A 23,714-nucleotide genomic window follows, 5' to 3' on the forward strand; every position below is an offset into this window, starting at 1 on the left:
ATGCAGGCAGCGCGCGTTCACGTCAGGCCCAGTCGCGAAACGGGTTGTCCCACGTGGTCCTGTGTTCGGGGACGGTCGCCATCTCGGCGTCGGTCAGCAGACATGCGTCGAAGCGCGCGCGCAACGCCGGCTCGTCCATGTCCATGCCGATCAGCACGAGTTCCTGCCGTGCATCGCCGACGTGCTCGTCCCAGCGCGCGGCGCCGAGCCGGCACCGCCCTGCTGCGGATTTACGTATAGAGCGACGCCGGCGGCAATTCCGCGGTCAGCGCGAACCGGCCCACGTCGCGCAGCCGGTAGTCGAGCGGGTCATGCAGCGTATGCGTGCGCGCGTTCCGCCAGAAGCGGTCGAGGCCCAGCGACGCGGCCGTCGCGCGTGCGCCGCATGCGTCGAACAGCGCCTCGCCGTTGTCGAGTGCCGCGCGCTGCGCGACGATCTTCGCTTCCGATACCGCGAGCGCGACTTCGGCGCGTTCGTCGGCCGTCAGCGCATCCTGCCGTGCCCACGCGTGCTGCAACGCGCTGGCCGCGCGATCGGCCAGCGCCGCCGCGGCGATCGCGCGCACGCGCATGTCGCCGAAGCGCTGCAGCGTGTACGGATCGTCCTCGGCCCGCTCGACGCCCGAGTGAATCCACGGGCGGCCATGCTGCCGCACGTAGTCGCGCGCCTCGGCCAGCGCGCCTTCCGCCAGGCCGACGAACAGGTTCGTCAGCACGAGCTGCGACACGAGCGTGCGCAGCGTCGCGCGCGGCGTCGGAGCAGTCTCGGAACGGTGCAGCACTTCGTCCGGCGCGAGCGTCACGCCGTCGAAGCGCACGCTGCCGCTGTCGGTCTGACGCTGGCCGACCGGATCCCAGTCGTCGTTGACCGTGATTCCGGCCCGATCGGTCGGCACCACGCCGAACACGGTGCGGCCGATCGCCGGATCGTGCGCGGACACAGTCATCCGCTGCGAGCCGCGCGTGCCGGAACAGAAACCCTTCACGCCGTCGAGCCGGTAGCCGCCGTCGGGCGTCGCCGTGGCGACGAGCCGCGTGTCGAGCGGATTGACCGCGTTGCCCCACCACCAGCGCCCGTCGACCGTGCCGCGCAGATAGCGCTCGCGCTGCGCGGCGCTGCCCCACACGTCGACGCTCACCACCTGCAGGCACTGGAAGCCGACGAGGTGCGCGAGCGCGCTGTCGACCCGCGCGACCTGCCGGATGACGTCGTAGATCGCGGGCCACGCCGCTTCCTGCCCGCCGAACGCACGCGGCACCGCGAGCGTCAGCAGGCCCGCGTCGGCGAGCCACTGCTTCTCCTGCCCGGCGTGACCACCGGCGCGGTCGCGCTCGGCGGCGCTCACGCGCAGCGCATCGATCGCGCGCGCGAGCGCGGCGCGGTCGACGGCCGGTGTATCGGTATCCGGCGCCAGCGTCGCCGGGCCGCGTGGATCGTTCATGCGACAGCTTCCTGTTCAACGGTTTCGCCCGACAGCGGTACGAGCGCGCCAAGCTGGCGGCCGGTCAGCCGCGACAGGATCTCGCGCCGCCAGTCGTCGTAGATCGCACGATATTCGGCGATATCCGCGCCGAATACCAGTGCGGTATGTGCGTACTCGTCGTGCAGATAGCCGTCGAGTCGCGCCTGGGTTTCCTCGTCGGCCGCGATCACGCGATCGATCAGCGCGTCGCGCTCGGCCGCCGGCAGCGCCTGCAGCGTGTCGAACCACCACTGGACGATCTGCACGCGATGCCATTCCTCGTCCGGGCGAATCCGGTTCTCGCCGTGCTCGCGCATCGCGCCGTCGCCGATGCGGCCGGTCTTGCGCTGAATCCACAGCTTCGCGAGGATGTGCAGCTCGTAATGCCATTCGAACGCGAGAAAGCCCGCGACGTCGCGCACCGCGGTATCGCCGATGCGCGCCCAGTGCGCGGCGACGAGCCGGTCGACTTCCGGCAGCGGATCGCGCCCCGTCAGTTCGGTCACGCGCTCACGCCCGATCACCGCGTGCGCGCCGTCGTCGCCGAGCTGGCGCGACAGGATCAGCTGGAAATGCGGATCGTCGCGGAACAGCGTGTCGATCGCCTTCGCGACGACCTGCACGATGAACAGGTCGTGCGACGCCATCTTCGTGTAGTAGTCGGCGACGGCGGCCAGCTCGTCGCCGTTGCGCGGCTCGCGCGGCGGCGTCGCCGCTTTGTCGGGGAAGTCCGGACGATGGCGTCGCGCCACCTCCAGAAACAGCGTTTCCTCGAATTGTCCGTTCCATTCGCGTGGCGCGCCGATGGGCAAGGTCATGGTTTTTCTCTCAGGATCAGGAATGAAGCGAGCGGACGCTCGTGGCGTCGCTCAGGTTCGCCGGGTCACGCGTCGGACCAGGCGGTCGCCCGTGATTTGCACGGCCGAAACGAGTGCGATCAGGATTACGATCACGGTCGCCATGACGGTCGTGTCGAAACGTTGATAGCCATAGCGGATCGCGAGATCGCCGAGGCCGCCCGCGCCGACGGCGCCCGCCATCGCGGTCGAGCCGATCAGCGCGACGACGGTGATCGTGAAGCCGCCGAGCATGCCGGGCAGCGCTTCGGGCAGCAGCACGTGCCACACGATGTGGCGGCGTTTCGCGCCCATCGCGAGCGCGGCCTCGATCAGCCCGCGATCGACTTCGCGCAGGCTCACTTCGGCGATGCGCGCGAAGAACGGGATCGCGGCGATCGACAGCGGCACGACGGCCGCCCACACGCCGATCGTCGTGCCGATCAGGATGCGCGTGAACGGCAGCAGCGCGACGAGCAGGATGATGAACGGCGTCGAGCGGAACACGTTGACGAGCGCGCCGAGCACCGCGTTTACGCCGCGCCGCGCGTAGATGCCGCCGGGCGCGGTGGTCACGAGGATCACCGCGAGCGGGATGCCGATCAGCGCCGCGATCGCGGCCGATGCGGCGACCATCGACAGCGTGTCGCGGATCGCGTCGAGCAATTCGGGCCACCAGAGTTCAAACATAGCCGAGCACCTCCGCGTGATTCGCATGGCGGCGCGCGCGTTCGAGCAGCGCGGCGACCGGGCCGGCGTCATCCGCACGCGGCGTCGCGGCGATCACGAGCCGCCCCTGCGCATGCCCCTGGATGCTCTCGATGCCGCCGTGCAGGAACCGCACGGAGCCGCCGAGCGCCGCCGCAAGCGCGCCGACGTCCGGCTCGCCGCCGCTCTCGCCCGTGTAGCGGACGTCGAGCACGATCTGCGCGCCGTCGGGCAGCGCGGCCTGCTCGGGCAGCGGCCGCACGCGCGCGGCCAGTTCGGCCGGCAGATCGTGCTGCAGCGTACTCAGCAGCGCGCGCGTCGCGCCGTGGCGCGGATCGCCGAACACGCGCCACACCGGGCCGGCTTCGACGACTTCGCCCTGTTCGATCACCGCGACCGTGTCGCACACCGCGCGGATCACTTCCATCTCGTGCGTGATCAGCACGATCGTCAGCCCGAGACGACGGTTGATGTCCGCGAGCAGCGCGAGGATCGATTGCGTGGTTTCCGGATCGAGCGCCGACGTCGCTTCGTCGCACAGCAGCACCTCCGGATCGTGCACGAGGGCCCGCGCGATGCCAACGCGCTGCTTCTGCCCGCCCGACAGGCTCGCCGGATACGCGTCGCGCTTCGCGGCGAGCCCGACGAGATCGAGCAGCGCCTCGACCTTGCGCACGCGCTCGGCCTTCGGCACGCCGGCGATCTTCAGCGGCAGCGCGACGTTCTCGAACACCGTCTTCGCGGACAGCAGGTTGAAATGCTGGAACACCATGCCGGTGCGGCGCCGCAACGCGACGAGGCCATCCTCGTCGAGCGCGCCGACGTCGACGCCCTGCACGCGCACGCGGCCCGAACTCGGCCGTTCGAGGCCGTTCAGGAGCCGTAGCAGCGTCGACTTGCCGGCGCCGCTGCGGCCGATGATGCCGAACACCTCGCCGCGCCGCACGTCGAGCGTCACGTCGCGCAGCGCGGCGGCGTGGCCGCGCGGCGTCGCGAATACCTTGCCGACCTGCTCCAGCGACACGGCCGCGCCGCCGGCCGGCACGGCCGTTCCCTCATGCGCGGTTGCATCGACGCCGGCGCCGGCGCGCACGGCCGATGCCTCGATGAAACCCAGCGTATCGAACAATTGCGTCATCGCTTCGCTCCGTCACGTTCAGGCATGCGCGGGATGCGCAGGTTCGGCGGCGGCCGCCGGCCGGTGCTGCGCGCCGGTGTGCCAGGCGGGCAGGCGCGGGCCTGCGCCGAACAGCTTCTCGCGCAGCGTCGGCGCGGGATCGTAGTCTTCCTTGTAGACGCCGCGGTTCTGCAGCTCGGGCACGACCCAGTCGACGAAATCCTCGAACGACTCGGGCATCACGGTGCGCGTCAGGTTGAAGCCGTCGATGCCGGTCTCGTCGATCCATGCCTGCAGTTCGTCCGCGACCTGCGACGGCGAACCGACGATCGGCGCATAGCGGCCGCCCAGCGACATCTGCTCGAGCATCCGGCGCACGGTCCACGTGCCGGTCGTGCTCTTGCGCGAGATCGCGTCGACGGCCGACTGGATCGAATCGGTCTTCACATACGAGATCGGCTCGTCGAGGCCGTACTTCGCGAAATCGATGCCGGTCGAGCTCGCGAAATGCGCGAGGCCGGCTTCGGGGCTTGCGTAGCGCCGGTACTCGTCGAACTTCTCGCGGGCGAGCAATTCGGTCTCGGCCGTCACGACGCTCACACCGGCAAAGATCTTGATCGACGCCGGGTCGCGCCCCTGCCGCGCGGCGGCCGCGCGGATGTCGAGCGCCGCCGCGCGCGCCGCGGCCTTGCTCTGCCCGTTCACGAACACGCATTCCGCGTGACGGCCCGCGAACTCGACGCCGCGCGCGGACGAGCCGGCCTGGTACAGCACCGGCGTGCGTTGCAGCGACGGTTCGCTCAGATGGATCGCATCGATCGAATAGAACGGCCCGTCGTGCTTCACGCGCCGCACCTTGCCCGGCTGCGCGAACACGCGCGCCTGCGTGTCGCGGATCACCGCGTCGTCGTCCCAGCTCTGTTCCCACAGCTTGTAGACGACGTCCATGTAATCGTCGGCGCGCTCGTAGCGGTCGTCGTGGCCGATCTGCTGCGCGAGGCCCATCCCGCGCGCGGCGCTGTCGAGGTAGCCGGTGACGATGTTCCAGCCCACGCGCCCTTTCGTCAGATGATCGAGCGTCGACATGCGGCGCGCGAACAGGTACGGCGGCTCGTAGGTCAGGTTCGCGGTCACGCCGAAGCCGAGATGCCGCGTGACCTGCGCCATCGCGGGCACGAGCAGCAGCGGATCGTTGACGGGCACCTGCACCGATTCGCGCAGTGCGGCCTCGGGCCCGCCGCCGAACACGTCGTACACGCCGACGATGTCCGCGAGAAAGATCCCGTCGAACTTGCCGCGTTCGAGCGTCTTCGCGAGATCGGCCCAGTAGTCGAGGTCGGTGTAGTGCGCGGAGCGGTCGCGCGGATGCGTCCACAGCCCGTGGTTGATATGCCCGACGCAGTTCATGTTGAACGCGTTGAGCAGGATCTTCTTGCGGTTCGCCGTCGTCATGCCGCCTCCGTCACCACGCGATCGCGTACAGCGAGCCGAACGCGTTGTCGAGCGCACGGCGCACCGCCGGCGAATGCTGGTAGATCGAGATGAACTTGCGGATGCGCGGATCGTTCGCGCTCTCCGGTCGCACGACCCACTGGATCGCGAAGTTCTTGTTCTCGGTGCCGTCGAACAGCAGCGCGCTGTTCGGGTCGGTCGTGCCGGCCAGCTTGATGAAGCTCGGATAACCCTGCGCGAGATCGACGTCGTCGAGCGAGCGCGCGAGCTGCGACGCTTCGAGCGGGATGATCTTCAGGTGCTTCGGGTTGGCGACGATGTCGTGCGTCGTCGCGCGGTAGTCGGCGCCCGGCTTCAGCGTGATGAGCCCCGCGCGCTGCAGCAGCAACAGCCCGCGCCCGCCGTTGACCGGATCGTTCGCGATCGCGACGCGCGCGCCATCCTTCAGCTCGGCGAAGCTTTTCACCTTCTTCGAATAGAGGCCGATCTTCATGATCGTGCCGGGCGCGATCGAGATGAAGTTGTAGCCGCCCTGCTTCTTCGCGTTTTCGAGAAACGGGATGTGCTGGAAGTAGTTGACGTCGATGTCCTTGTTCGCGAGCGCCGCGTTCGGCGTGTTCCAGTCGGTGAATTCGACGATCTTCACGTCGAGGCCCTGCTCCTTCGCCTCCTTCGCGGCGATCTTCAGCGCCTCGATCTGCGGGCTGGTCGAGATGCCGACCTTCAGCGGCGCGGTGTCGGCGCGCGCGCCGTTCAGCAGCACGACGCCGAGCAGCGCGGCCGTCAGCAGGCGGGCGAGGCGGGCCACTCGGCCGGCGGAAAAGCGGGCGGAAAACACGGGATGCAGCATGGGAACCACTCTCCTGTCCAAAGACGGTATCGACGGATGAGCGAAGCCGCGGCGAACGCGCGGGCGTTCTCCGGACAGTCGTCGTCGCATCGGAAAAAGATCAGCCGATGATAGAGAGCGGCGGGAAGGCGGTCTACGAAGCGATTGTGCGAAGAAAATCGCGCGCGGCGATATGGCGGGCGGTACGGCGGGCGGCTGGCATGGCACGCGCCCGGGCCGCCACGAGGCCGAAATCTCGGCCTCGTGGCCGCGGGAATTCCGAAATCTCGGCCAGCCCGCGTGGAAAACCCTTTCCGTAGACGAAACAAATCCCTTACGAATCAAGGGATTGGAAATATTCCGGCAGGCCGGAATTCTGGCACGGGGGTTGCGTAATAGACGGCACACGATGCCGCGAAGCGATGCAGGCATTCCAAACATCAGGAGACACGTCTTGCAGACCTCTATCCATACCCCGTCCCATCCCGAGCCGATTGCCGCAGCCGGTCCCGCCACGCGCGAACGCTTCTGGCCGGAAGGCTGGTGGAAGCTGATGGAAATCCGCATCGGCATCATCCCGCTGCCTGTCTACGTGATCCTGTTCGGGCTGATCGTCGGCTTCGCGGTGACGGGCAAGGTGCCCGGCGAAATCTCGATGGCGATCGCTGTGCTCGCGTTCTTCGGCTTCACCTGCGCGGAACTCGGCAAGCGCCTGCCGCTCCTGCGCAACATCGGCGCGGCGGCGATCTTCGCGACCTTCGTGCCGTCGGCGCTCACGTACTACCACGTGCTGCCGAAGCCGGTGCTGAACCTGACGGTCGAATTCACGAAGTCGACCAACTTCCTGTACCTGTTCATCGCGTCGATCATCGTCGGCAGCATCCTGAGCATGGACCGCCGCGTGCTGATCCAGGGCTTCGTGAAGATCTTCATTCCGCTCGCGGCCGGTTCGGTCGCCGCGGCGATCGTCGGCACGGCGGTCGGCACCGCGCTCGGCCTCGGCGCGCGCCACACGCTGCTGTACATCGTCGTGCCGATCATGGCGGGCGGCGTCGGCGAAGGCGCGATTCCGCTGTCGATCGGCTATTCGGAACTGATGCACCTGCCGCAAGGCGAGATGTTCGCGATGGTGCTGCCGCCGGTGATGCTCGGCAGCCTGACCGCGATCATCCTGTCGGGCGCGCTCGACATGCTCGGCAAGCGCCTGCCGCACCTGACCGGCAACGGCCGCCTGCAGGTCGGCGAAAGCGGCGACATGGCGCCGCAAAGCGAGGAGATCCGCGGCCACGTCGACGTCACGCACATCGCGGGCGCCGGCATCACCGCGATCACGCTGTATCTCGTCGGCCTGATGGCGCACAAGCTGTTCGGCCTGCCCGCGCCGGTCGCGATGCTGTTCCTCGCGGTGCTGGTGAAGCTCGCGCGCGCGGTGTCGCCGCCGCTGCAGGAAGGCGCGTTCGTCGTCTACAAGTTCTTCTCGACCGCCGTCACGTATCCGCTGCTGTTCGCGATCGGCGTCGCGATGACGCCGTGGGACAAGCTGACCGCCGCGTTCACGATCGTCAACGTGGTCACGATCGTGTCGACCGTCGCGACGCTGATGGGCACCGGTTTCGTGGTCGGCCGCCTGCTGAAGATGTACCCTATCGACACCGCAATCGTGAACGCCTGCCACAGCGGACAAGGCGGCACCGGCGACGTCGCGATCCTGACCGCCGCGAACCGGATGCAGCTGATGCCGTTCGCGCAGATCGCCACCCGCATCGGCGGCGCGATCGTCGTCACGGTGACGCTGATCCTGGTCGCGCACTTCGGATAACGCGCGGCCGCGCGCACCGTCGCGCCGGCTGCTTCGCACGCGCCGCCGCCGGCCCTGCCGGCGCGCGGCGCGCGTCGTTCCGGGCGGGCGATTGCGGACGGCCAGTTGCGGGCGGCCAGTTGCGGGCGGCCGGTTGCGGACGGCCGGTTGCGGACGGCCGGTTGCGGCTTCGATGAGGGCGAACGTGCAGAAGAGCTTCAAGGGAATCCCGTGGTGGGGCTGGGCATCGGCCGCGGTGCTGTATGTCGGCGTGGCCGGCGCGGCCGTCGATTTCGCATGGGAACGCGCGATCGACGCGCTCGAGGAAGCCGGCGCGCACCGGCTCGACCTGTACGCGTCCAGCCTGAAAAGCGAGCTCGGCCGCTTCGAGATTCTGCCCGGCCTGGTCGCGCGGCAGGACGGCGTGCGCGCGATGCTGAAAGCCGCGCCGAACGATGCCCCCGCGCTCGTGCATGCGGTGAACACCTACCTCGAAGCCGTGAATCGCGACGCGGGCAGCGGCGCGGTCGACGTGATCGATCTGCAAGGCGACGTGATCGCCGCGAGCAACTGGAACGAGACGATCAGCTTCGTCGGCACCAACGTGTCGTACCGGCCGTACTTCAAGGACGCGCTCGCGCGCGGCAGCGGCCGCTTCTTCGGCATCGGGACCAACACCGGCGTGCCGGGCGTCTACTTCGCGAGCGCGGTGCGCAGCGACGGCGCGCCGATCGGCGTGGCCGCCGTGAAGATCAGCGTCGACCCGCTCGAATCGGCGTGGCGCGCGCCGGGCGTCGCCGCGCTGGTCGTCGACGGCAACGGCGTGGTCGTGATCTCGACCGAGCCCGCGTGGAAATTCACCGCGCTGCGCCCGATCACCGCGCAGCAGCAGCGCGACATCCAGGCGTCGCGCCAGTACGCGGGCCGCACCGTCGACGCGCTGCCCTATCGCCGCATCGGCGACCGCAGTTCGGCCGCGTGGTTCGGCACCTTCCCCGATCCGCGCCACGCCGGCCGCACCACGCGCTATCTCGTGATGTCGCGCCCCGCGCCGCAGGGCGGCGATTCGTTGATGGTGCTGCTCGACATCGCCGGCGCGCGGCGCCAGCAGCAGACGGCGTTCGTGTTCGTCACCGGCGCGTTCCTGATCGTCGCGCTGCTAGTCGGCTATGCGATCCAGCGCCGCCGGGCGATCCTCGCGCGGCTGAGCGCACAGGACGCGCTGCGCCGCGCGAACGACCGGCTCGAACTGACGGTCGCGCAGCGCACGGCCGCACTGACCGCCGCGAACGAGCGGATGCAGCGCGAGATCGTCGAGCGCGAGCGGACCGAGCAGCGGCTACGCGATTCGCAGCAGGAAGTCGTGCACGCGGGCAAGCTCGCGGTGCTCGGACAGATGGCCGCCGGCCTCACGCACGAACTGAACCAGCCGCTCGTCGCGATCCGCACGTTGTGCGACAACGCACGCACGTTCTTCGAACGCGGCCAGCCGGCGCCGGCGCTCGCGAACCTCGAACGGGTCGGCAAGCTGGTCGACGGCATGGCCGTGCTCACCGGGGAGCTGAAGACCTTCGCGCGCAAGCCCGACGTCGAGCGCGTCGCCGTGTCGCTGAACGAGGCCGTCGCGCATGCGCGGCTCATCTACGATGCGCGGATTCGCGACGAAGGCGTGCGGCTCGACGTGAACATCGCGCCCGGCACGACGGTCTCGGCCGAATCGAGCCAGTTGCAGCAGGTGATCGTGAACCTGCTCGGCAACGCGCTCGACGCGGTGCACGACGCGCCGGTGCGCCGCATCGTCATCGACGCGGCCGGCCCGGACGACGACGGCCGCGTGCGCTTCACGGTGGCCGACAGCGGCGCCGGCATCGCGCCCGACGTGCTGCCGCACCTGTTCGAGCCATTCGTCACGACCAAGCCGCGCGGCCAGGGCCTCGGGCTCGGCCTCGCGATCACGTCGCGCATCGTCGAGGCGTTCGGCGCGAAGATCGCCGCGACGAACCGCGACGACGGCGGCGCGCAGTTCACCATCGAATTCGCGGCGGCGATGCCGCAACAAAGGACAGAGCATGGAAGATGAGATTCGCGTGCTGGTCGTCGAGGACGATGAGAACGTCCGGATCGGCGTCGAGCAGGCCGTCGCGCTCGCCGGGTTCCCGGTCGACGCGTTCGCGTCGGCCGCCGACGCGCTCGCGCACGTCGCGCCCGGCGCGCCGGTGGTGATCGTGTCGGACGTGCGGATGCCGGGCATCGACGGGCTGCAGCTGCTCGACCGCGTGATGGCCATCGACGCGCAGATCCCGGTTGTGCTGATCAGCGGCCATGCGGACATCTCGACGGCCGTCGGCGCGATGCAGGTCGGCGCGTACGACTTCATCGAGAAGCCATTTTCGTCGGACGTGATCGCCGGCCGCGTCGCGCGCGCGGTCGAGAAGCGTCGCCTGACGCTCGAGGTACAGGGCTTGCGCGCCGCGCTGAACAACTGGCAGGGCATCGAGGCGTTCGTGCTCGGCAAGTCGCCCGCGATGGCCGACGTGCGCAAGAAGATCCTGCGCCTCGCCGATACCTCGGTGTCGGTGCTGATCACCGGCGAGACCGGCACCGGCAAGGAGCTGATCGCGCGCAGCCTGCACGACTTCGGCAGCCGGCGCGACGCGCATTTCGTCGCGCTGAACTGCGGCGGCCTGCCCGAGCAGGTGTTCGAAAGCGAGCTGTTCGGCCACGAGGCCGGCGCGTTCACCGGCGCGATCAAGAAGCGCATCGGCAAGATCGAATGGGCGGACGGCGGCACGCTGTTCCTCGACGAGATCGAGACGATGCCGATCGCGCTGCAGGTCAAGATGCTGCGCGTGCTGCAGGAGCGCGTGGTCGAACGGCTCGGCGCGAACGACCTGATTCCGGTCGACTGCCGCGTGGTGGCCGCGTCGAAGGCCGATCTCGCCGAACTCGCGGCCGACGGGCGTTTCCGTGCGGACTTGCTGTATCGCCTCAACGTCGCGCAGATCGAGCTGCCGCCGCTGCGCGAGCGGCGCGAGGACGTGCCGCTGCTGTTCGAGCATTTCGTGCTCGCGGCCGCGCGGCGCTTCGGGCAGCCTGCGCCGGTCGTCACCGCCGCGCAGGTATCCGAACTGATGACGCATGCGTGGCCCGGCAACGTGCGCGAACTGCAGAACGTGGCCGACCGCTTCGTGCTCGGGCTGACCGGCGACAGCCTGCTGTCGTCCGGCGGCGCGCCGACGGCCGGCAGCACGCTCGCGGAACAGCTCGCGTATTTCGAACGGATGCTGATCGAGGACATGCTGCGGCGTCACAACGGCAACGTCGCGGACGCGAGCGACGCGCTCGGCATGCCGAAGAAAACGCTCTATCACAAGCTGCGCAACCTGCGGATTCCCGCGCGCGGCGACGCGGCGGCCGACGGCGGCGAATGACGCGCACGAGGACACGCACCACAGCATGGATCGCATCGACATCACCGAACACGGTCGTATCGCCGGCCACCTGATCCGCGGCGTCACGCGCGCGCAGAAAACCTTCCGCCCGAGCGACTGGCCCGAGCGGCTCGCGGGCGTCATCACGCTGTTCGTCGGCGAACGGCGGTCCGGCTATCCGTGCGCGCTGTCGCGGCTCGCGATGCCGGTCGTCGACGGCAGCGTCAAATGCCTGTTCGTGTCCGACGAATTGCGGGCCGTGTGTGCGGATGCGTTCGAGTTCGCGATGCAGTTCGCGGCCGACAACGATCTGCCCGTCGAGCTTCGGACCGCGCCCGCGCTGGCGGTGCGCTGACGCGCCCCCTTCCCTTTCTCTACGTAAAGACGCGTGCGCGCACGCCGCCGCATGCCCTTTCCACGTCGCACTCAATCGTCAGACGATTGAAGGCTTGGGCGCATGACCACGCTCCGACAAGGGTTTCCGGCGCAGCCATCAATAAAATTGATCGTCACGATGAAAATTATGCGTTTTCCTTGCAGGTCGCCGTGATGCATAGTTGCGTCGTGTTGACGCACCTTTGAGTCTTTCAGTCATGAACATGCGAATCGAGCCGTCCGTGCTCGCGAACCCCGACCTGCAATTTGCGACGCTTTCGTCAGGCATCAGCCTGCCGTATGTCGAGCGGGGCAGCGGTGCGCCGATGGTGTTCGTGCACGGCTCGCTGTGCGACTACCGCTACTGGGATCCGCAACTCGCGGCGCTGTCGGCCCACTACCGCTGCATCGCGCCGAGCCTGAGCCACTACTGGCCGGCCGTCGAAGCGGGCATCCAGGACGAGTTCAGCTGGCAGAACCACGTCGACGAGCTCGCCGAATTCATCGACGCGCTCGATCTTGGCCCCGTGCATCTGGTCGGCCATTCGCGCGGCGGCAGCGTCGCGTTCAACGTCGCGCGGCAGCATCCGCACCTCGTCGAATCGCTGACGCTCGCCGATCCGGGCGGCCCGCTCCAGCAGCCGGGCGTACGCGAAGCCGCGCTGCCGGCCGCCGCACTCGCGCTGCGCACGACGGCCGTGAACCTGATCGATCGAGGCGAAGTGGAAGCCGGCCTCGAGATGTTCGTCGATTCCGTGAGCCTCCCCGGCGCATGGAAGAAGAGCACGTCGCGCTTCCGCACGATGGCGATCGACAATGCAAGCACGCTGCCGAAGCAGCTGCGCGACCCGCTGCCCGCGTATTCGCAGCACACGGCCGGCGATATCGCGTGCCGCACGCTGCTGATCGACGGCCAGCGCAGCCCGAAGATGTTCCGCCACAACGTCGATACGCTGTCGCAGTGGATCGGCAATGCGCAGCGGCAAACCGTCGCCGGTGCATCGCACGGGATGAATGCGGCGAGCCCCGCGGTGTTCAACCGTTACGTGCACGAGTTCGTCGCCGCGTAACGCGAGCGGGCGGCATGCGCGCCGCCCGTCTTCCTCTCTCTTGCAGAAGCGAAACGGCGCGGGCGGTCCGCGTCGTTTCGCATCCCGCTGCATCCGTCTACATTACGTCGCCGACGCTGCCTTGCGCGTCACCGCGTCCGGCAACCCGAACACGCTGTCGAACGCCCAGTTGTACGTGAACGTGAAGATCGGGAAGAACACGATCAGCACCGCGTCGTACAGGAAAGCCTGCCATAACGACACGTCGAGCCACCACGCGATCAGCGGGATCAGGAACGTCACGAGCGCGACCTGAAACCCGATCGCATGCACGACACGTCGCCCGACGGTGCGCGTCGTTTCGGTGCGCCGCCGCTCCCACGCCTCGAACCCGAGGTTGTACAGAAAATTGACGGTGACGCCCGTCGTCGAGATCATCACGCCGAGCAGACCGCTCGCCGCCGCGCTCGCGCCGCTCAGCATGCCGAGCACCGACGATGCGACGAGGATGCCGAGTACCTCGAACAGCACGACGTAGACTATGCGTCTCTTCCATCCTTGCATGACCGACCACCTTCGTTTCGAACAAGGTGGCGAGACTACAGCGGGCACTGCGTCCGCAAAAGTCAGGACCTTTCAATTTTTCTGACAGGAGGCGGCGGACCATGCTGACCAGCGACCACATCGACATGCTGCTGACGGTCATCGACAAAGGCTCGTTCTCGGCGGCCGCGCGTGCGCTCGGCCGCACGCCGTCGGCGGTCAGCATGGCGATCGCGAACCTCGAGGCCGAACTCGACCTCGTGCTGTTCGATCGCGGCTCGCGCGAGCCGACGCCGACCGCCGCGATGGCCGCGCTGCTGCCCGACGCGCGCGCGATCGCCGAACGGCTGCATGCGCTGCGTGCGCATGCGCAGCACTTGTCGGAAGGTGTCGAGGACACGCTGCGGCTCGGGCTCGCGGCCGAAATCGACGGCGCGCCGATTGCGCAGGCGCTGACCGCCGTCGCCGCGAAATATCCGGCGCTCGCGGTCAACGTCGTCACCGCGCCGCAGGATGCGATCGTCGATGCGCTGCATCGCGGCGCCGTCGATCTTTGCGTCGCGTACGGCGGGCTCGATCTTCATCCTCAGGAACAGATTCACGCGCTGTGGACCGAGACGTTGATCGCGGTCGCCGCGCCCGATCATCCTGCGATTGCCGAGGCCGCGCATCCGGAGGCGATCGAGCGATTGTCGGGGTTCCGGCAGATCGTGATCGCCGATCCGGAGCGGCCGCTTACCGACGTGCGGCCGCTGATCGGCAACCGCACGTGGAAGGTGACCGACATGGCGACCGCGATCGCGCTCGTGAAGGCCGGGCATGGCTGGGCGAACTTGCCGGAATCGATCATCGGCCGGTATGTGGCCGACGGCGAACTCGCGCCGCTCGTGTTCGCGAACATTCGCAACGGGCTGCCGCTGCCTGTGTATTTGCGGCGGCCGAAACATAAGGGGCTCGGCAAGGCCGCCGGGGAACTCGTGCGGGCGCTGCGGGCTGAAGACGGTCCGCATTGAGCGGTGCGGCGATGGCGTCGCCGCACCGTCCGTCAACGCGCGACGGCTTGACCGTTAGTTGCGATCACCGGGCCGCCGCGCACGTTCGGCGCCAGAAACGCATTCTCGGTCGATCCCTAGACCTGCCCGACCATGAGACGGATCATACGACCGTGATAGCGAGTTCCTCCGCATACGCCGCCAACCGGTCGCCTACCCGCACCTTCAGGACATCGATGAACCGTTTGATCTTCGCGTCGACGAACTGACGGGACGAATACACCGCATAAACGTTGCGCTGAGCGGTGTGAAATTCGGGCAGGACGCGAACGAGCGAGCCTTGACGCAAATCGTCGATTGCCGAGAAGGCGGCGATCAGCCCGATCCCCGCGCCCTCGCGCAGCACCGTGGACATCGCATCCATGTCGTTGACGCTGAAGTGCGACCCCGCTGGACGATACACCGCCTCGCCGGCCCTGCCTTGCAGACGCCATTCGTCGGGCGCGTAATCGACCGTGCTCAGGCGCACACATGTGTGATCGACGAGGTCTTCCACACACGCGGGAGCCGGACGACGTGCCAGATAATCGGGCGACGCCGCCAGAATGCAATGGCTGACGCCGATCTTCTGGCTCACATACGCCGAGTCCGGCAGCGTGCGCGCAATCACGATCGCCACGTCGAGTTGCTCTTCGAGCAGGTTCGGCATCCGCTGCGACAGCATGAGATCGACCGATACTTCCGGATATGCGTTCCGATAGGCCAGCACGGCTTGCGAAACGAGCTGACGGCCCAATCCCGGCACCGCATGCACGCGCAATACGCCACGCGGCTCCAGCAGCGCATCGCGCGCTTCCGCTTCTGCCCGTTCGATGTCCGAGAGGATCGCCACGCTGCGCTCGTAAAACCGTCGCCCCGCATCCGTGACGACGAGCCGTCGCGTCGAACGCTGCAGCAACCGGGTGTTGAGATTGTCCTCGAGTACCGAGACCGCTCGGGAAATGTTGCCGACCGTCGTATCGAGGTGGTTTGCGACAGCCGTGAAACTGCCCATCTCGACCACCTTCGCAAACACCGACATGGTGTGAACCTTGTCCATTACGCACCCTGGTTTTGAATTGATCGCCGCATCGCCGCGTATCGGCCCTCGCGAGCCCGTTGATCATAGGGCCCGCGCTCGTTTCGCGCAGGCAGCGCGCAATCCTCTGTCGTTTTTGCGCATCCTTTCAACACGCTTTCACATTGGCCGGGGATTTTCTCTCCCGAGACAAGATTCATTCTTTCCGGCCCCTCTAAGTTGCGCGCCGCTTCACGCCTAGACTGGGTCCCGAAGTCAGGCAATCAGAACGCGGACGTATCGAACCCGAGCTTGGCCCGCCACGGCGAATCATCCAGAGACGGCGTGGCGCAGGTTTCCCTGTCGGGCTCGAGGCGAACACACATTGAATCGCAATCCTAACCATAAAGGTGACTACCATGGACATCCGTTACGACGCACTTCATCTTTTCATCAACGGCGAATGGATCGCTGCGAGCGAACGCGAAACGGCGCCGGTGATCAACCCGGCCACGCAAATCGAGATCGGACGCGTCCCACTGGCGACGGCAGCCGATCTGGATCGCGCGCTGCAGGCCACCGCATCGGCTTTTGACGTCTGGCGCAACACCGTGCCAGCCGAACGCGCACGCATCCTGAAGCGTGGGGCGGAACTGATGCGCGAGCGCGCCGAGCACATCGCTACCGTCATGACGCTCGAGGAAGGCAAACCACTGGCAGAAAGCCGCGACGAAGTCCTGCGCGCCGCCGACTATTTCGAATGGTTCGCCGAAGAGGCGCGCCGTATCGACGGCCGCGTGGTGCCATCCAACCGCCCGGGCGTGCAACAGCTCGTGAAGAAACAGGCGATCGGGCCGGTCGCCGCATTCACGCCGTGGAATTTTCCCGCGATCACCCCGGCGCGCAAGCTCTCCGCCGCACTCGCCGCCGGATGCAGCGTCATCATCAAACCCGGCGAGGAAAGCCCCGCAACGGCGCTCGCGCTGGCACGCGCACTGGATGACGCCGGTTTGCCGAAGGGCGTGCTTCAAGTCGTATTCGGCGTGCCCGACCAGGTGTCGAAGCATCTGATCGCTTCCCCGGTCATCCGGAAGGTGACGTTCACGGGCTCGGTGCCGATCGGCCGCCTGCTGTCGGCACGCGCCGCCGAAGGCGTCAAACCCATCACGCTGGAGCTGGGCGGCCACGGGCCCGTCCTCGTATTCAACGATGCGGATGTCGAGAAGGCCGCGGTCGACGGTGCGGCGAATCGCTTTCGCGGTACGGGCCAGGTCTGCATCTCGTCGACGCGCTTCCTGATCCAGCGCGAAGTCTACGACACGTTCGTCGGGCACTTCGTGCGCGCGACCCTGGCCCTCAAGGTCGGGAATGGCCTGGACGCCGGCACGCAGGTCGGGCCGCTGGCCAATCCACGCCAGCTTGCCAAGATGGAAGAACTCATCGCCGATGCGGTGGAACGCGGCGCAACGGTCCTCGCCGGCGGAAAGCGCATCGAGGGCGAAGGATATTTCTTCGAACCCACCGTCCTCGCCGACGTACCGAAGGATGCGCGCGTGATGCACGAAGAACCGTTCGGCCCGATCGCGCTGCTGCTGCGCTTCGACGCCCTCGCCGACGGGCTCGCCGAAGCGAACCGGTTGCCCTACGGGCTCTCCGCCTATGCGTTCACGCGCAGCGCGCGCACGGCCATTGATGTCGCAGACGGTCTCGAAGCCGGCATGATCGGCATCAACCAGTACCGCATCGTGTCGACCGAACTGCCGTTTGGCGGCATGAAGGAAAGCGGCCACGGCTCGGAAGGCGGCACCGAGGGCATCGAGTACTACCTCACGCACAAGTTCGTCAGCCAGGCTTGAAGGAGTATCGCCATGTCTCATACGCATTTCGACAGTCCGCGCGAGGCCGCGCGGGCCTTCACGCCGACGCTCGCGGCATTCGTCGACGACACGCTCTATCCGCGCATCTGGAGCGATCCGGCGCTCGCGCCGCGCGACCGCAGCCTCGTGACCGTCGCCGCCCTGATCGCGGGGGGCCATCTCGACGAATTGCCGGCGCACCTGCGGCGCGCGTTGGCGAACGGCGTTACCCGCGAAGCGCTCTCCGCGGCAATCACTCACCTCGCGTTCTATGCCGGGTTTCCCGCGGCAATCTCCGCGTCCGCCGTGGCGCAGGCAACGCTGGGCGCGCAACCCCGGTCCGACGATCTCGCCGGTAATTCAGCTACGACGCAGGAAGGCATGAAATGAAAGCCATCACATTCAAGGAATTCGGCGAGGCCGAAGTTCTCCAGCTGGCCGAAGTCCAGGCACCCGAGGTTCGCCCCGACGATCTGCTGGTACGCGTGCATGCCGCGGGCGTGAATCGCGCGGATCTGACCCATCGGCGAGGCGGATACGGCCAGCCGAATTTCGGCGACTCCACCCTCATGGGGCTCGAAATCGCCGGCGAGGTGATCGAGACCGGAAGCGCCGTGCAGGGCTACAAGGTGGGGGATCGTGTAATGGGCGTCGTGGGCGGCGGGGCCTATGCGGAACTGGCGCGCATCGACTGGAGAATGGCGATGCCCATTCCGGCACAGATCGACTACGTGCACGCGGCTGCCATACCGGAAGTCTTCGTCACCGCACACGAAGCGTTGTTGCATCTGGGCCGCTTGCAGCGCGGCGATTCGGTGCTGATTCACGCGGCGGCGGGCGGGGTCGGTTCCGCAGCGGTCCAGCTCGCCTACGCAACCGGCGCGACGATATTCGCGACCGCCGAAGCCTCGAAACTGGAACGGATCGTTCAACTCGGCGTGGACCATGCGATCGACTACAACGCGCAGGATTTTTCGGAAGTCGTCGCAAGCAGGACAGGCAAACGCGGGGTCGACATCGTTATCGACTTCGTGGGCGCGCCGTATTTTTCGCGGAATGTCGCGTCATTGGCCAACGGCGGCCGGCTGGTGCAGGTCGGCATACTCGGCGGCGGCGGCGACGTGAGCGTTGCGCTCGATCAGATTCTGTACCGCCACCTGCAAATCATCGGCACGGTGATGAAGTCGCGCGACCCGCGCGAGAAACACGCGATGGTTCGGCGATTTCGCGAGCATTGGCTGGAGCGCTTCGCGGGTGGCGCGGGCCTCGAGCCGGTTGTCGACAGCGTGTTTCCGCTCGCAAATGCCGCGGCGGCTCATCGACGGATGGAGTCGGCCGTGAACGTAGGCAAGATCATCCTGACGATGAACGAAAACGCCTGACGCCGTAAAAAACCCCGGCATGCAGACCTGAGCCTGCATGCCGGGGTTTTTCGCTTCACTGCCGGCGAGCGACGCATCGCCCGCCGTGCGCACTCACCGCGCAGCCACGTCAGCCTTGACGGCCCCCGCATCGCCGACCGCCGTCGGCGCCGGGCCCCAACCGCCGCCGAGCGCGCGAATGAGGTTGACGGTCGACACCGCCTGCGCCCCCGTCAACTGGTTCGCCTGCAGTTGCGACTGCAACACCGACCGCTCGCTGTCGATCACGTCGAGATACGCGACCTCGCCTTCCTGATACTGCGTCCGCGACAACGTCGCCGCCCGACGCGACGCGTTGACGGCCGCATCCTGCGCGCGGATCTGGTCATCGAGCAGGCGCAGGTCGGCAAGATTGTCCTCGACCTCGCGGAACGCGACGAGCACCTGCTGCCGGTAGTTCGCGACCTGCTCGTCGTACTGCGCGCGCGCCTGCTGCACACCGGCGGCACGTCGCCCGCCGTCGAACAGCGGCAGCGTCAGCGCGGTGCCGGCGAACGGCCCGAGCAGGAACGTGCGGCTCGACCACAGGAACAGGTTGCCGAGCGTCGACGCTTCATACCCGAACGCCCCGGTGATATCGAGCTTCGGGAAATACGCCGACTTCGCGAGCCCGATCCGTGCGTTCGCGGCCGCCATCGCGCGCTCGGCCGCCGCCACGTCCGGGCGCCGTTCGAGCAGCGCGGACGGCAGGCCCGGCGGAATCTTCACCGCGACCGGCACGATCGGCGTTTCCTTGAACGCGAAATCGGCCGGAGCCTTGCCGAGCAGAATGGCCAGCGCATGCTCGGACGCCGCACGCCGGCGCGCGACGCCGACCGCATCGGCCTGCGCGCTCGCCAGTTCGTTCTTCGCGCGCGACACGTCGAGCTCGCTGATGTCGCCTTCGTTGAAGCGACGCTGCACGAGCTTCAGCGCCTGCTCGCGCAACTCCACCGTGCGGCGGTACAGGTCCTGATCCGAATCGAGCTGGCGCAGTTCGAAGTAGTTCTGCGCGACGTCGGCCTGCAGCGCGAGCTGCACCGAGCGGAACAGCGCTTCGCTCTGCGCCTGGTCGGCACGCGACGCCTCGACGTTGCGGCCGACGCGGCCGAACAGGTCGGCTTCGTACGATACCGTGCCCTGCGCGCGCCACAGCGTCGCGTTGGTCGGGCCGGTGCCCTGCGGCTGGAACTGCGACGCCGACGACAGCCCTTCGCGCGTCGGCCCGAACCCGGCGCCGATCTGCGGGAACCATTGCGAGCGCGCGGAACGGGTCGCCGCACGCGCTTCCTCGACCCGTGCGGCCGCGGCCTTCAGGTTCTGGTTCGCGGCGAGCGCCTGCGTCTCGAGCGAATCGAGCACCGGGTCGCCGAACACCTTCCACCATTCGCCGCGATGTTCGCTGTCCGACGGCTCGGCCGTCTTCCACGTGCCGGCCTGCTCGCCGGCGGCGAGAGTCGGCGCTTCCTTGAACGCGGCCGGCGCCGCCGCGTCCGGACGCTTGTAGTCGGGGCCCACCGCGCACGCGGCGAGCAGCGTCGCGAGCAGGGTGCTCGCGGCCGCCACCTTCGCGAAGCGCATCAAGCCGTTCGTGTTGTGCAAGTTATTCATTTTCTGGTCCTCAAGCATCGGGCGCCGGCACGCCGTACCCCGCCGAATCCTTGCCGGCGACGTGGATCTTGCCGCCCGCGAGCGTACGCAGCACGACGTAGAACACCGGCGTCAGCATCAGCCCGAACAGCGTCACGCCGAGCATCCCGAAGAACACCGCGACACCCATCGCATGGCGCATTTCCGAACCGGCGCCGGTCGACGTGACGAGCGGCACCACACCCATGATGAACGCGATCGACGTCATCAGGATCGGGCGCAGCCGCAGCCGGCTCGCCTCGATCGCGGCCTCGAGCGGCGTCCTGCCGTCGTGTTCGAGCTCGCGCGCGAATTCGACGATCAGGATCGCGTTCTTCGCGGACAGCCCCACCAGCACCATCAGGCCGATCTGCGTGAAGATGTTGTTGTCGCCCTGCGTGAGCCACACGCCCGTCAGCGCCGACAGAATGCTCATCGGCACGATCAGGATCACCGCGAGCGGCAGCGTAAGGCTTTCATACAGCGCGGCGAGCACGAGGAACACGAGCAGCACGCTGATCGGGAACACGTACATCGCGGAATCGCCCGCGAGGATCTGCTGGTACGTGAGGTCCGTCCATTCGAACCGCACGCCGCGCGGCAGCGTTTCGTGCGCGATGCGCTCGACCGCGGCCTGTGCCTGACCCGACGAGAAGCCGGGCGCCGGGCCGCCGTTGATGTCGGCCGCCGTGTAGCCGTTGTAGCGCACGACCATTTCGGGGCCGAACGTCGGCGTCACCGTGACGAGCGACGACAGCGGCACCATCTCGCCCTTGTCGTTGCGCGTCTTCAGTTGCAGGATGTCGTCCGCGCGCTGGCGGAACGGCGCATCGGCCTGCACGCGCACCTGGTACACGCGACCGAAGCGGTTGAAGTCGTTCACGTACAGCGAACCGAGATACACCTGCATCGTGTTGAACACGTCGGTCACCGGCACGCCGAGCTGCTTCGCCTTCACGCGATCGAGATCGACGTTGAGCTGCGGCACGTTGATCTGGTAGCTCGTGAACAACGGGCCGAGTTCAGGCGCCTGCTGCGCGCGCTTGATGAAGTCGTTGGTCGCATCCGACAGCTTCGCGTAACCGACCGCGCCGCGATCCTCGATCTGCATCTTGAACCCGCCGAGCGTACCGAGCCCGAGCACCGGCGGCGGCGGGAACACCGCGACGAACGAATCCTTCATCGCGCTGTATTGCTGGTTCAGCGCACCCGCGATCGCACCGGCCGACAGCGCCTTGCCGTGCCGTTCCGAGAACGGCTTCAGCGTGACGAACACGATGCCCGCGCTCGAGCTGTTCGTGAAGCCGTTCACCGACAGCCCCGGGAACGCGACCGCGCTCTCGACGCCCGGCTGCTTCAGCGCGATCGAACCCATGTCGCGGATCACCTTCTCCGTGCGGTCGAGCGATGCACCGTTCGGCAACTGCGCGAACGCGATCAGGTATTCCTTGTCCTGCGCGGGCACGAAGCCGCCCGGCACGACCTTCGACACGAGCACCGTCGCGCCCACCAGCACGAGGTACACGCCGAGCATCAGCGTCTTGCGCGACAGCACGCCGCGCACGCCGCGGCCGTAGTTCTCCGCGCCGCGATGGAACACCTTGTTGAAGCCGCGGAAGAAGCCGCCGAGCACGCGGTTCATCACGCGCGTGAGCCAGTCTTCCTTGTCGCCATGGCCCTTCAGCAGGATCGCGGACAGCGCCGGCGACAGCGTCAGCGAGTTGAACGCCGAAATCACCGTCGAGATCGCGATGGTCATCGCGAACTGCTTGTAGAACTGGCCGGTCAGGCCCGACATGAACGCGAGCGGCACGAACACGGCGACGAGCGTCAGCGCGATCGCGATGATCGGCCCGCTCACTTCCTGCATCGCCTTGTAGGTCGCCGCCCGCGCGTTCATCCCGCTCTCGATGTTGCGCTCGACGTTCTCGACGACGACGATCGCATCGTCGACCACGATACCGATCGCAAGCACCATCCCGAACAATGACAATGCGTTGATCGAATACCCGAACGCCAGCAGCAGCGAGAACGTGCCGATGATCGACACCGGCACCGCGATCAGCGGAATCAGCGACGCGCGCCAGGTCTGCAGGAACACGATCACGACGATCACGACCAGCGCGATCGCTTCGAGCAGCGTGTGCACGACGGCCTTGATCGACGAGCGCACGAACTGCGTCGGGTCATAGACGATCTTGTAGTCGACGCCCGCCGGCATGTCCTGCTTCAGCTCGGCCATCGTCTTGCGCACTTCGTCCGAGATCTGCAGCGAGTTCGCACCCGGCGACTGGTTGATCGCCATCGCGACGGCCGGCTTGTTGTCGAGCAGCGAGCGCAGACCGTATTCGGACGCGTCGAGCTGGATCCGCGCGATGTCGCGCAGGTGCGTGACGCCGCCGTCCGGCGTCGTCTTCACGACGATGTCGCCGAATTCGTCTTCCGTCTGCAAACGGCCGCGCGCGTTCACCGACAACTGCAGCGGCGTGCCGGGCAGCGACGGCGATGCGCCGATCACGCCGGCCGCGACCTGCACGTTCTGCTCGCGGATCGCCTGCACGACGTCCTCGGCCGACAGCCCGCGCTGCGCGACCTTCTGCGGATCGAGCCACACGCGCATCGCGTAGTCGCCCGAACCCCACAGCTGCACCTGGCCGACGCCCTGGATCCGCGACAGGCGATCCTTCACGTTGATCAGCGCGTAGTTGCGCAGGTAGGTCATGTCGTAACGGTTGTCCGGCGAGATCAGGTGGACCACCATCGTCAGCGTCGGCGAGCTCTTCACCGTCGTGATGCCGAGCCGCTGCACGTCTTCCGGCAGGCGCGGCAACGCCTGGTTCACGCGGTTCTGCACGAGCTGCGTGGCCTTGTCCGGATCGGTGCCGAGCTTGAACGTGACGGTGATCGTCATGTTGCCGTCGCTGTTCGCCTGCGACTGCATGTAGAGCATGTCCTCGACGCCGTTGATCTGCTCTTCCAGCGGCGACGCGACCGTCTCGGCGATCACTTTCGGGTTCGCGCCCGGGTACTGCGCCTTCACGATCACGGAAGGCGGCACGACTTCCGGATACTCCGAAATCGGCAGCAGGAACATCGCGATCACCCCGCCCAGCAGGATGATCACCGATAGGACTCCTGCGAAGATCGGCCGGTCGATAAAGAATTTGGAAATGTTCATG

Annotated in this window: 20 protein-coding genes; 9 read left to right on the top strand and 11 right to left on the bottom strand. The window is 67.4% G+C overall.

What is annotated here, in order from left to right:
• Positions 1 to 22 precede the first annotated feature (22 nt).
• Genes CFB49_RS26995 through CFB49_RS27025 form a run of 7 tightly spaced genes read right to left on the bottom strand, consistent with a single transcriptional unit; the run spans position 23 to position 6,426 of the window.
• Positions 23 to 238: a GTP-binding protein gene (locus CFB49_RS26995; RefSeq protein ID WP_256979925.1), complete on the bottom strand. Its 216-nt coding sequence runs from the start codon at positions 236 to 238 to the stop codon at positions 23 to 25.
• Positions 231 to 1,442: an acyl-CoA dehydrogenase family protein gene (locus tag CFB49_RS27000; RefSeq protein WP_069621507.1), complete on the bottom strand. Its 1,212-nt coding sequence runs from the start codon at positions 1,440 to 1,442 to the stop codon at positions 231 to 233. The genes CFB49_RS26995 and CFB49_RS27000 overlap by 8 nt, the downstream gene beginning before the upstream one ends.
• Positions 1,439 to 2,281, bottom strand: coding sequence for a hypothetical protein (locus CFB49_RS27005; protein WP_089492874.1), 843 nt, complete (start codon positions 2,279 to 2,281; stop codon positions 1,439 to 1,441). Before CFB49_RS27005 ends, CFB49_RS27000 begins: the two co-directional genes overlap by 4 nt.
• A gap of 51 nt (positions 2,282 to 2,332) precedes the next feature.
• The gene (locus CFB49_RS27010; RefSeq protein ID WP_050017321.1) at positions 2,333 to 2,989 is read right to left on the bottom strand and encodes a methionine ABC transporter permease; all 657 of its coding nucleotides are present in this window, start codon (positions 2,987 to 2,989) and stop codon (positions 2,333 to 2,335) included.
• Entirely contained in the window at positions 2,982 to 4,145 is a 1,164-nt protein-coding gene (locus tag CFB49_RS27015) for a methionine ABC transporter ATP-binding protein (protein ID WP_089437169.1), read from the bottom strand. The genes CFB49_RS27010 and CFB49_RS27015 overlap by 8 nt, the downstream gene beginning before the upstream one ends.
• An 18-nt stretch (positions 4,146 to 4,163) precedes the next feature.
• Positions 4,164 to 5,576 (bottom strand): LLM class flavin-dependent oxidoreductase, encoded by a 1,413-nt coding sequence (locus CFB49_RS27020; protein ID WP_069621510.1) that lies wholly within the window; start codon positions 5,574 to 5,576, stop codon positions 4,164 to 4,166.
• Between the two features lie 10 nt (positions 5,577 to 5,586).
• Positions 5,587 to 6,426 (bottom strand): MetQ/NlpA family ABC transporter substrate-binding protein, encoded by an 840-nt coding sequence (locus CFB49_RS27025; RefSeq protein ID WP_074805377.1) that lies wholly within the window; start codon positions 6,424 to 6,426, stop codon positions 5,587 to 5,589.
• Between the two features lie 433 nt (positions 6,427 to 6,859).
• Here CFB49_RS27025 and CFB49_RS27030 point away from each other — a divergent pair, with 433 nt between their 5' ends.
• The 5 genes from CFB49_RS27030 to CFB49_RS27050 all read left to right on the top strand — a co-directional run bounded on the left by CFB49_RS27030 (position 6,860) and on the right by CFB49_RS27050 (position 13,079).
• The gene (locus CFB49_RS27030) at positions 6,860 to 8,224 is read left to right on the top strand and encodes a 2-hydroxycarboxylate transporter family protein (protein WP_050017325.1); all 1,365 of its coding nucleotides are present in this window, start codon (positions 6,860 to 6,862) and stop codon (positions 8,222 to 8,224) included.
• Positions 8,225 to 8,396: 172 nt separating this feature from the next.
• A complete protein-coding gene (locus tag CFB49_RS27035) occupies positions 8,397 to 10,283 on the top strand; it encodes a sensor histidine kinase (RefSeq protein ID WP_089492875.1) in 1,887 nt (628 codons plus the stop codon).
• Entirely contained in the window at positions 10,273 to 11,634 is a 1,362-nt protein-coding gene (locus CFB49_RS27040) for a sigma-54-dependent transcriptional regulator (RefSeq protein WP_089492876.1), read from the top strand. Before CFB49_RS27035 ends, CFB49_RS27040 begins: the two co-directional genes overlap by 11 nt.
• A gap of 25 nt (positions 11,635 to 11,659) precedes the next feature.
• Positions 11,660 to 11,989: a DUF3579 domain-containing protein gene (locus CFB49_RS27045; RefSeq protein ID WP_089437173.1), complete on the top strand. Its 330-nt coding sequence runs from the start codon at positions 11,660 to 11,662 to the stop codon at positions 11,987 to 11,989.
• A 238-nt stretch (positions 11,990 to 12,227) separates the two neighbouring features.
• Positions 12,228 to 13,079, top strand: coding sequence for an alpha/beta fold hydrolase (locus tag CFB49_RS27050; RefSeq protein ID WP_069621515.1), 852 nt, complete (start codon positions 12,228 to 12,230; stop codon positions 13,077 to 13,079).
• A gap of 102 nt (positions 13,080 to 13,181) precedes the next feature.
• On the opposite strand, the gene CFB49_RS27055 is transcribed toward CFB49_RS27050, so the two are convergent.
• Complete coding sequence (locus CFB49_RS27055; RefSeq protein ID WP_089492877.1) at positions 13,182 to 13,622, bottom strand: PACE efflux transporter; 441 nt, start codon at positions 13,620 to 13,622, stop codon at positions 13,182 to 13,184.
• 101 nt (positions 13,623 to 13,723) lie between these two features.
• On the opposite strand from CFB49_RS27055, the gene CFB49_RS27060 reads away from it, so the two are divergent.
• Positions 13,724 to 14,614, top strand: a complete 891-nt coding sequence (locus tag CFB49_RS27060; protein ID WP_089492878.1) for a LysR family transcriptional regulator — start codon at positions 13,724 to 13,726, stop codon at positions 14,612 to 14,614.
• Positions 14,615 to 14,756: 142 nt separating this feature from the next.
• Here CFB49_RS27060 and CFB49_RS27065 read toward each other — a convergent pair whose 3' ends face one another.
• Positions 14,757 to 15,692 carry a LysR family transcriptional regulator gene (locus tag CFB49_RS27065; protein ID WP_069621518.1) on the bottom strand — a complete coding sequence of 312 codons (936 nt, stop codon included), beginning with the start codon at positions 15,690 to 15,692 and terminating at the stop codon, positions 14,757 to 14,759.
• A 377-nt stretch (positions 15,693 to 16,069) separates the two neighbouring features.
• On the opposite strand from CFB49_RS27065, the gene CFB49_RS27070 reads away from it, so the two are divergent.
• From CFB49_RS27070 to CFB49_RS27080, 3 genes are read left to right on the top strand one after another with little or no spacing between them, the layout of a single operon-like run.
• A complete protein-coding gene (locus CFB49_RS27070; protein WP_089492879.1) occupies positions 16,070 to 17,506 on the top strand; it encodes an NAD-dependent succinate-semialdehyde dehydrogenase in 1,437 nt (478 codons plus the stop codon).
• Between the two features lie 12 nt (positions 17,507 to 17,518).
• Positions 17,519 to 17,896, top strand: a complete 378-nt coding sequence (locus CFB49_RS27075) for a carboxymuconolactone decarboxylase family protein (protein WP_069621520.1) — start codon at positions 17,519 to 17,521, stop codon at positions 17,894 to 17,896.
• Entirely contained in the window at positions 17,893 to 18,888 is a 996-nt protein-coding gene (locus CFB49_RS27080) for an NAD(P)H-quinone oxidoreductase (RefSeq protein WP_069621521.1), read from the top strand. The genes CFB49_RS27075 and CFB49_RS27080 overlap by 4 nt, the downstream gene beginning before the upstream one ends.
• A 93-nt stretch (positions 18,889 to 18,981) precedes the next feature.
• On the opposite strand, the gene opcM is transcribed toward CFB49_RS27080, so the two are convergent.
• Both opcM and ceoB read right to left on the bottom strand, forming a co-directional pair.
• The gene (gene opcM, locus CFB49_RS27085) at positions 18,982 to 20,517 is read right to left on the bottom strand and encodes a multidrug efflux transporter outer membrane subunit OpcM (protein ID WP_089493129.1); all 1,536 of its coding nucleotides are present in this window, start codon (positions 20,515 to 20,517) and stop codon (positions 18,982 to 18,984) included.
• Between the two features lie 10 nt (positions 20,518 to 20,527).
• On the bottom strand, positions 20,528 to 23,713 hold the full coding sequence (gene ceoB, locus CFB49_RS27090; RefSeq protein WP_069621522.1) for a multidrug efflux RND transporter permease subunit CeoB: 3,186 nt from the start codon (positions 23,711 to 23,713) through the stop codon (positions 20,528 to 20,530).
• Between the last annotated feature and the right edge of the window lies 1 nt (position 23,714).

This window comes from Burkholderia sp. AU17457, from assembly GCF_002223255.1.
In the GTDB taxonomy this organism is placed as follows: Bacteria; Pseudomonadota; Gammaproteobacteria; order Burkholderiales; family Burkholderiaceae; genus Burkholderia; species Burkholderia sola.

What these genes read in the sequence shown, in the direction of transcription:
- CFB49_RS27000 (WP_069621507.1), bottom strand. Translation starts at nt 1,442, where the DNA reads ATGAACGATCCACGCGGCCCGGCGACGCTGGCGCCGGATACCGATACA.
- CFB49_RS27005 (WP_089492874.1), bottom strand. Translation starts at nt 2,281, where the DNA reads ATGACCTTGCCCATCGGCGCGCCACGCGAATGGAACGGACAATTCGAG.
- CFB49_RS27010 (WP_050017321.1), bottom strand. Translation starts at nt 2,989, where the DNA reads ATGTTTGAACTCTGGTGGCCCGAATTGCTCGACGCGATCCGCGACACG.
- CFB49_RS27015 (WP_089437169.1), bottom strand. Translation starts at nt 4,145, where the DNA reads ATGACGCAATTGTTCGATACGCTGGGTTTCATCGAGGCATCGGCCGTG.
- CFB49_RS27020 (WP_069621510.1), bottom strand. Translation starts at nt 5,576, where the DNA reads ATGACGACGGCGAACCGCAAGAAGATCCTGCTCAACGCGTTCAACATG.
- CFB49_RS27025 (WP_074805377.1), bottom strand. Translation starts at nt 6,426, where the DNA reads ATGCTGCATCCCGTGTTTTCCGCCCGCTTTTCCGCCGGCCGAGTGGCC.
- CFB49_RS27035 (WP_089492875.1), top strand. Translation starts at nt 8,397, where the DNA reads ATGAGGGCGAACGTGCAGAAGAGCTTCAAGGGAATCCCGTGGTGGGGC.
- CFB49_RS27040 (WP_089492876.1), top strand. Translation starts at nt 10,273, where the DNA reads ATGGAAGATGAGATTCGCGTGCTGGTCGTCGAGGACGATGAGAACGTC.
- CFB49_RS27045 (WP_089437173.1), top strand. Translation starts at nt 11,660, where the DNA reads ATGGATCGCATCGACATCACCGAACACGGTCGTATCGCCGGCCACCTG.
- CFB49_RS27050 (WP_069621515.1), top strand. Translation starts at nt 12,228, where the DNA reads ATGAACATGCGAATCGAGCCGTCCGTGCTCGCGAACCCCGACCTGCAA.
- CFB49_RS27055 (WP_089492877.1), bottom strand. Translation starts at nt 13,622, where the DNA reads ATGCAAGGATGGAAGAGACGCATAGTCTACGTCGTGCTGTTCGAGGTA.
- CFB49_RS27060 (WP_089492878.1), top strand. Translation starts at nt 13,724, where the DNA reads ATGCTGACCAGCGACCACATCGACATGCTGCTGACGGTCATCGACAAA.
- CFB49_RS27065 (WP_069621518.1), bottom strand. Translation starts at nt 15,692, where the DNA reads ATGGACAAGGTTCACACCATGTCGGTGTTTGCGAAGGTGGTCGAGATG.
- CFB49_RS27070 (WP_089492879.1), top strand. Translation starts at nt 16,070, where the DNA reads ATGGACATCCGTTACGACGCACTTCATCTTTTCATCAACGGCGAATGG.
- CFB49_RS27075 (WP_069621520.1), top strand. Translation starts at nt 17,519, where the DNA reads ATGTCTCATACGCATTTCGACAGTCCGCGCGAGGCCGCGCGGGCCTTC.
- CFB49_RS27080 (WP_069621521.1), top strand. Translation starts at nt 17,893, where the DNA reads ATGAAAGCCATCACATTCAAGGAATTCGGCGAGGCCGAAGTTCTCCAG.
- opcM (WP_089493129.1), bottom strand. Translation starts at nt 20,517, where the DNA reads ATGAATAACTTGCACAACACGAACGGCTTGATGCGCTTCGCGAAGGTG.
- ceoB (WP_069621522.1), bottom strand. Translation starts at nt 23,713, where the DNA reads ATGAACATTTCCAAATTCTTTATCGACCGGCCGATCTTCGCAGGAGTC.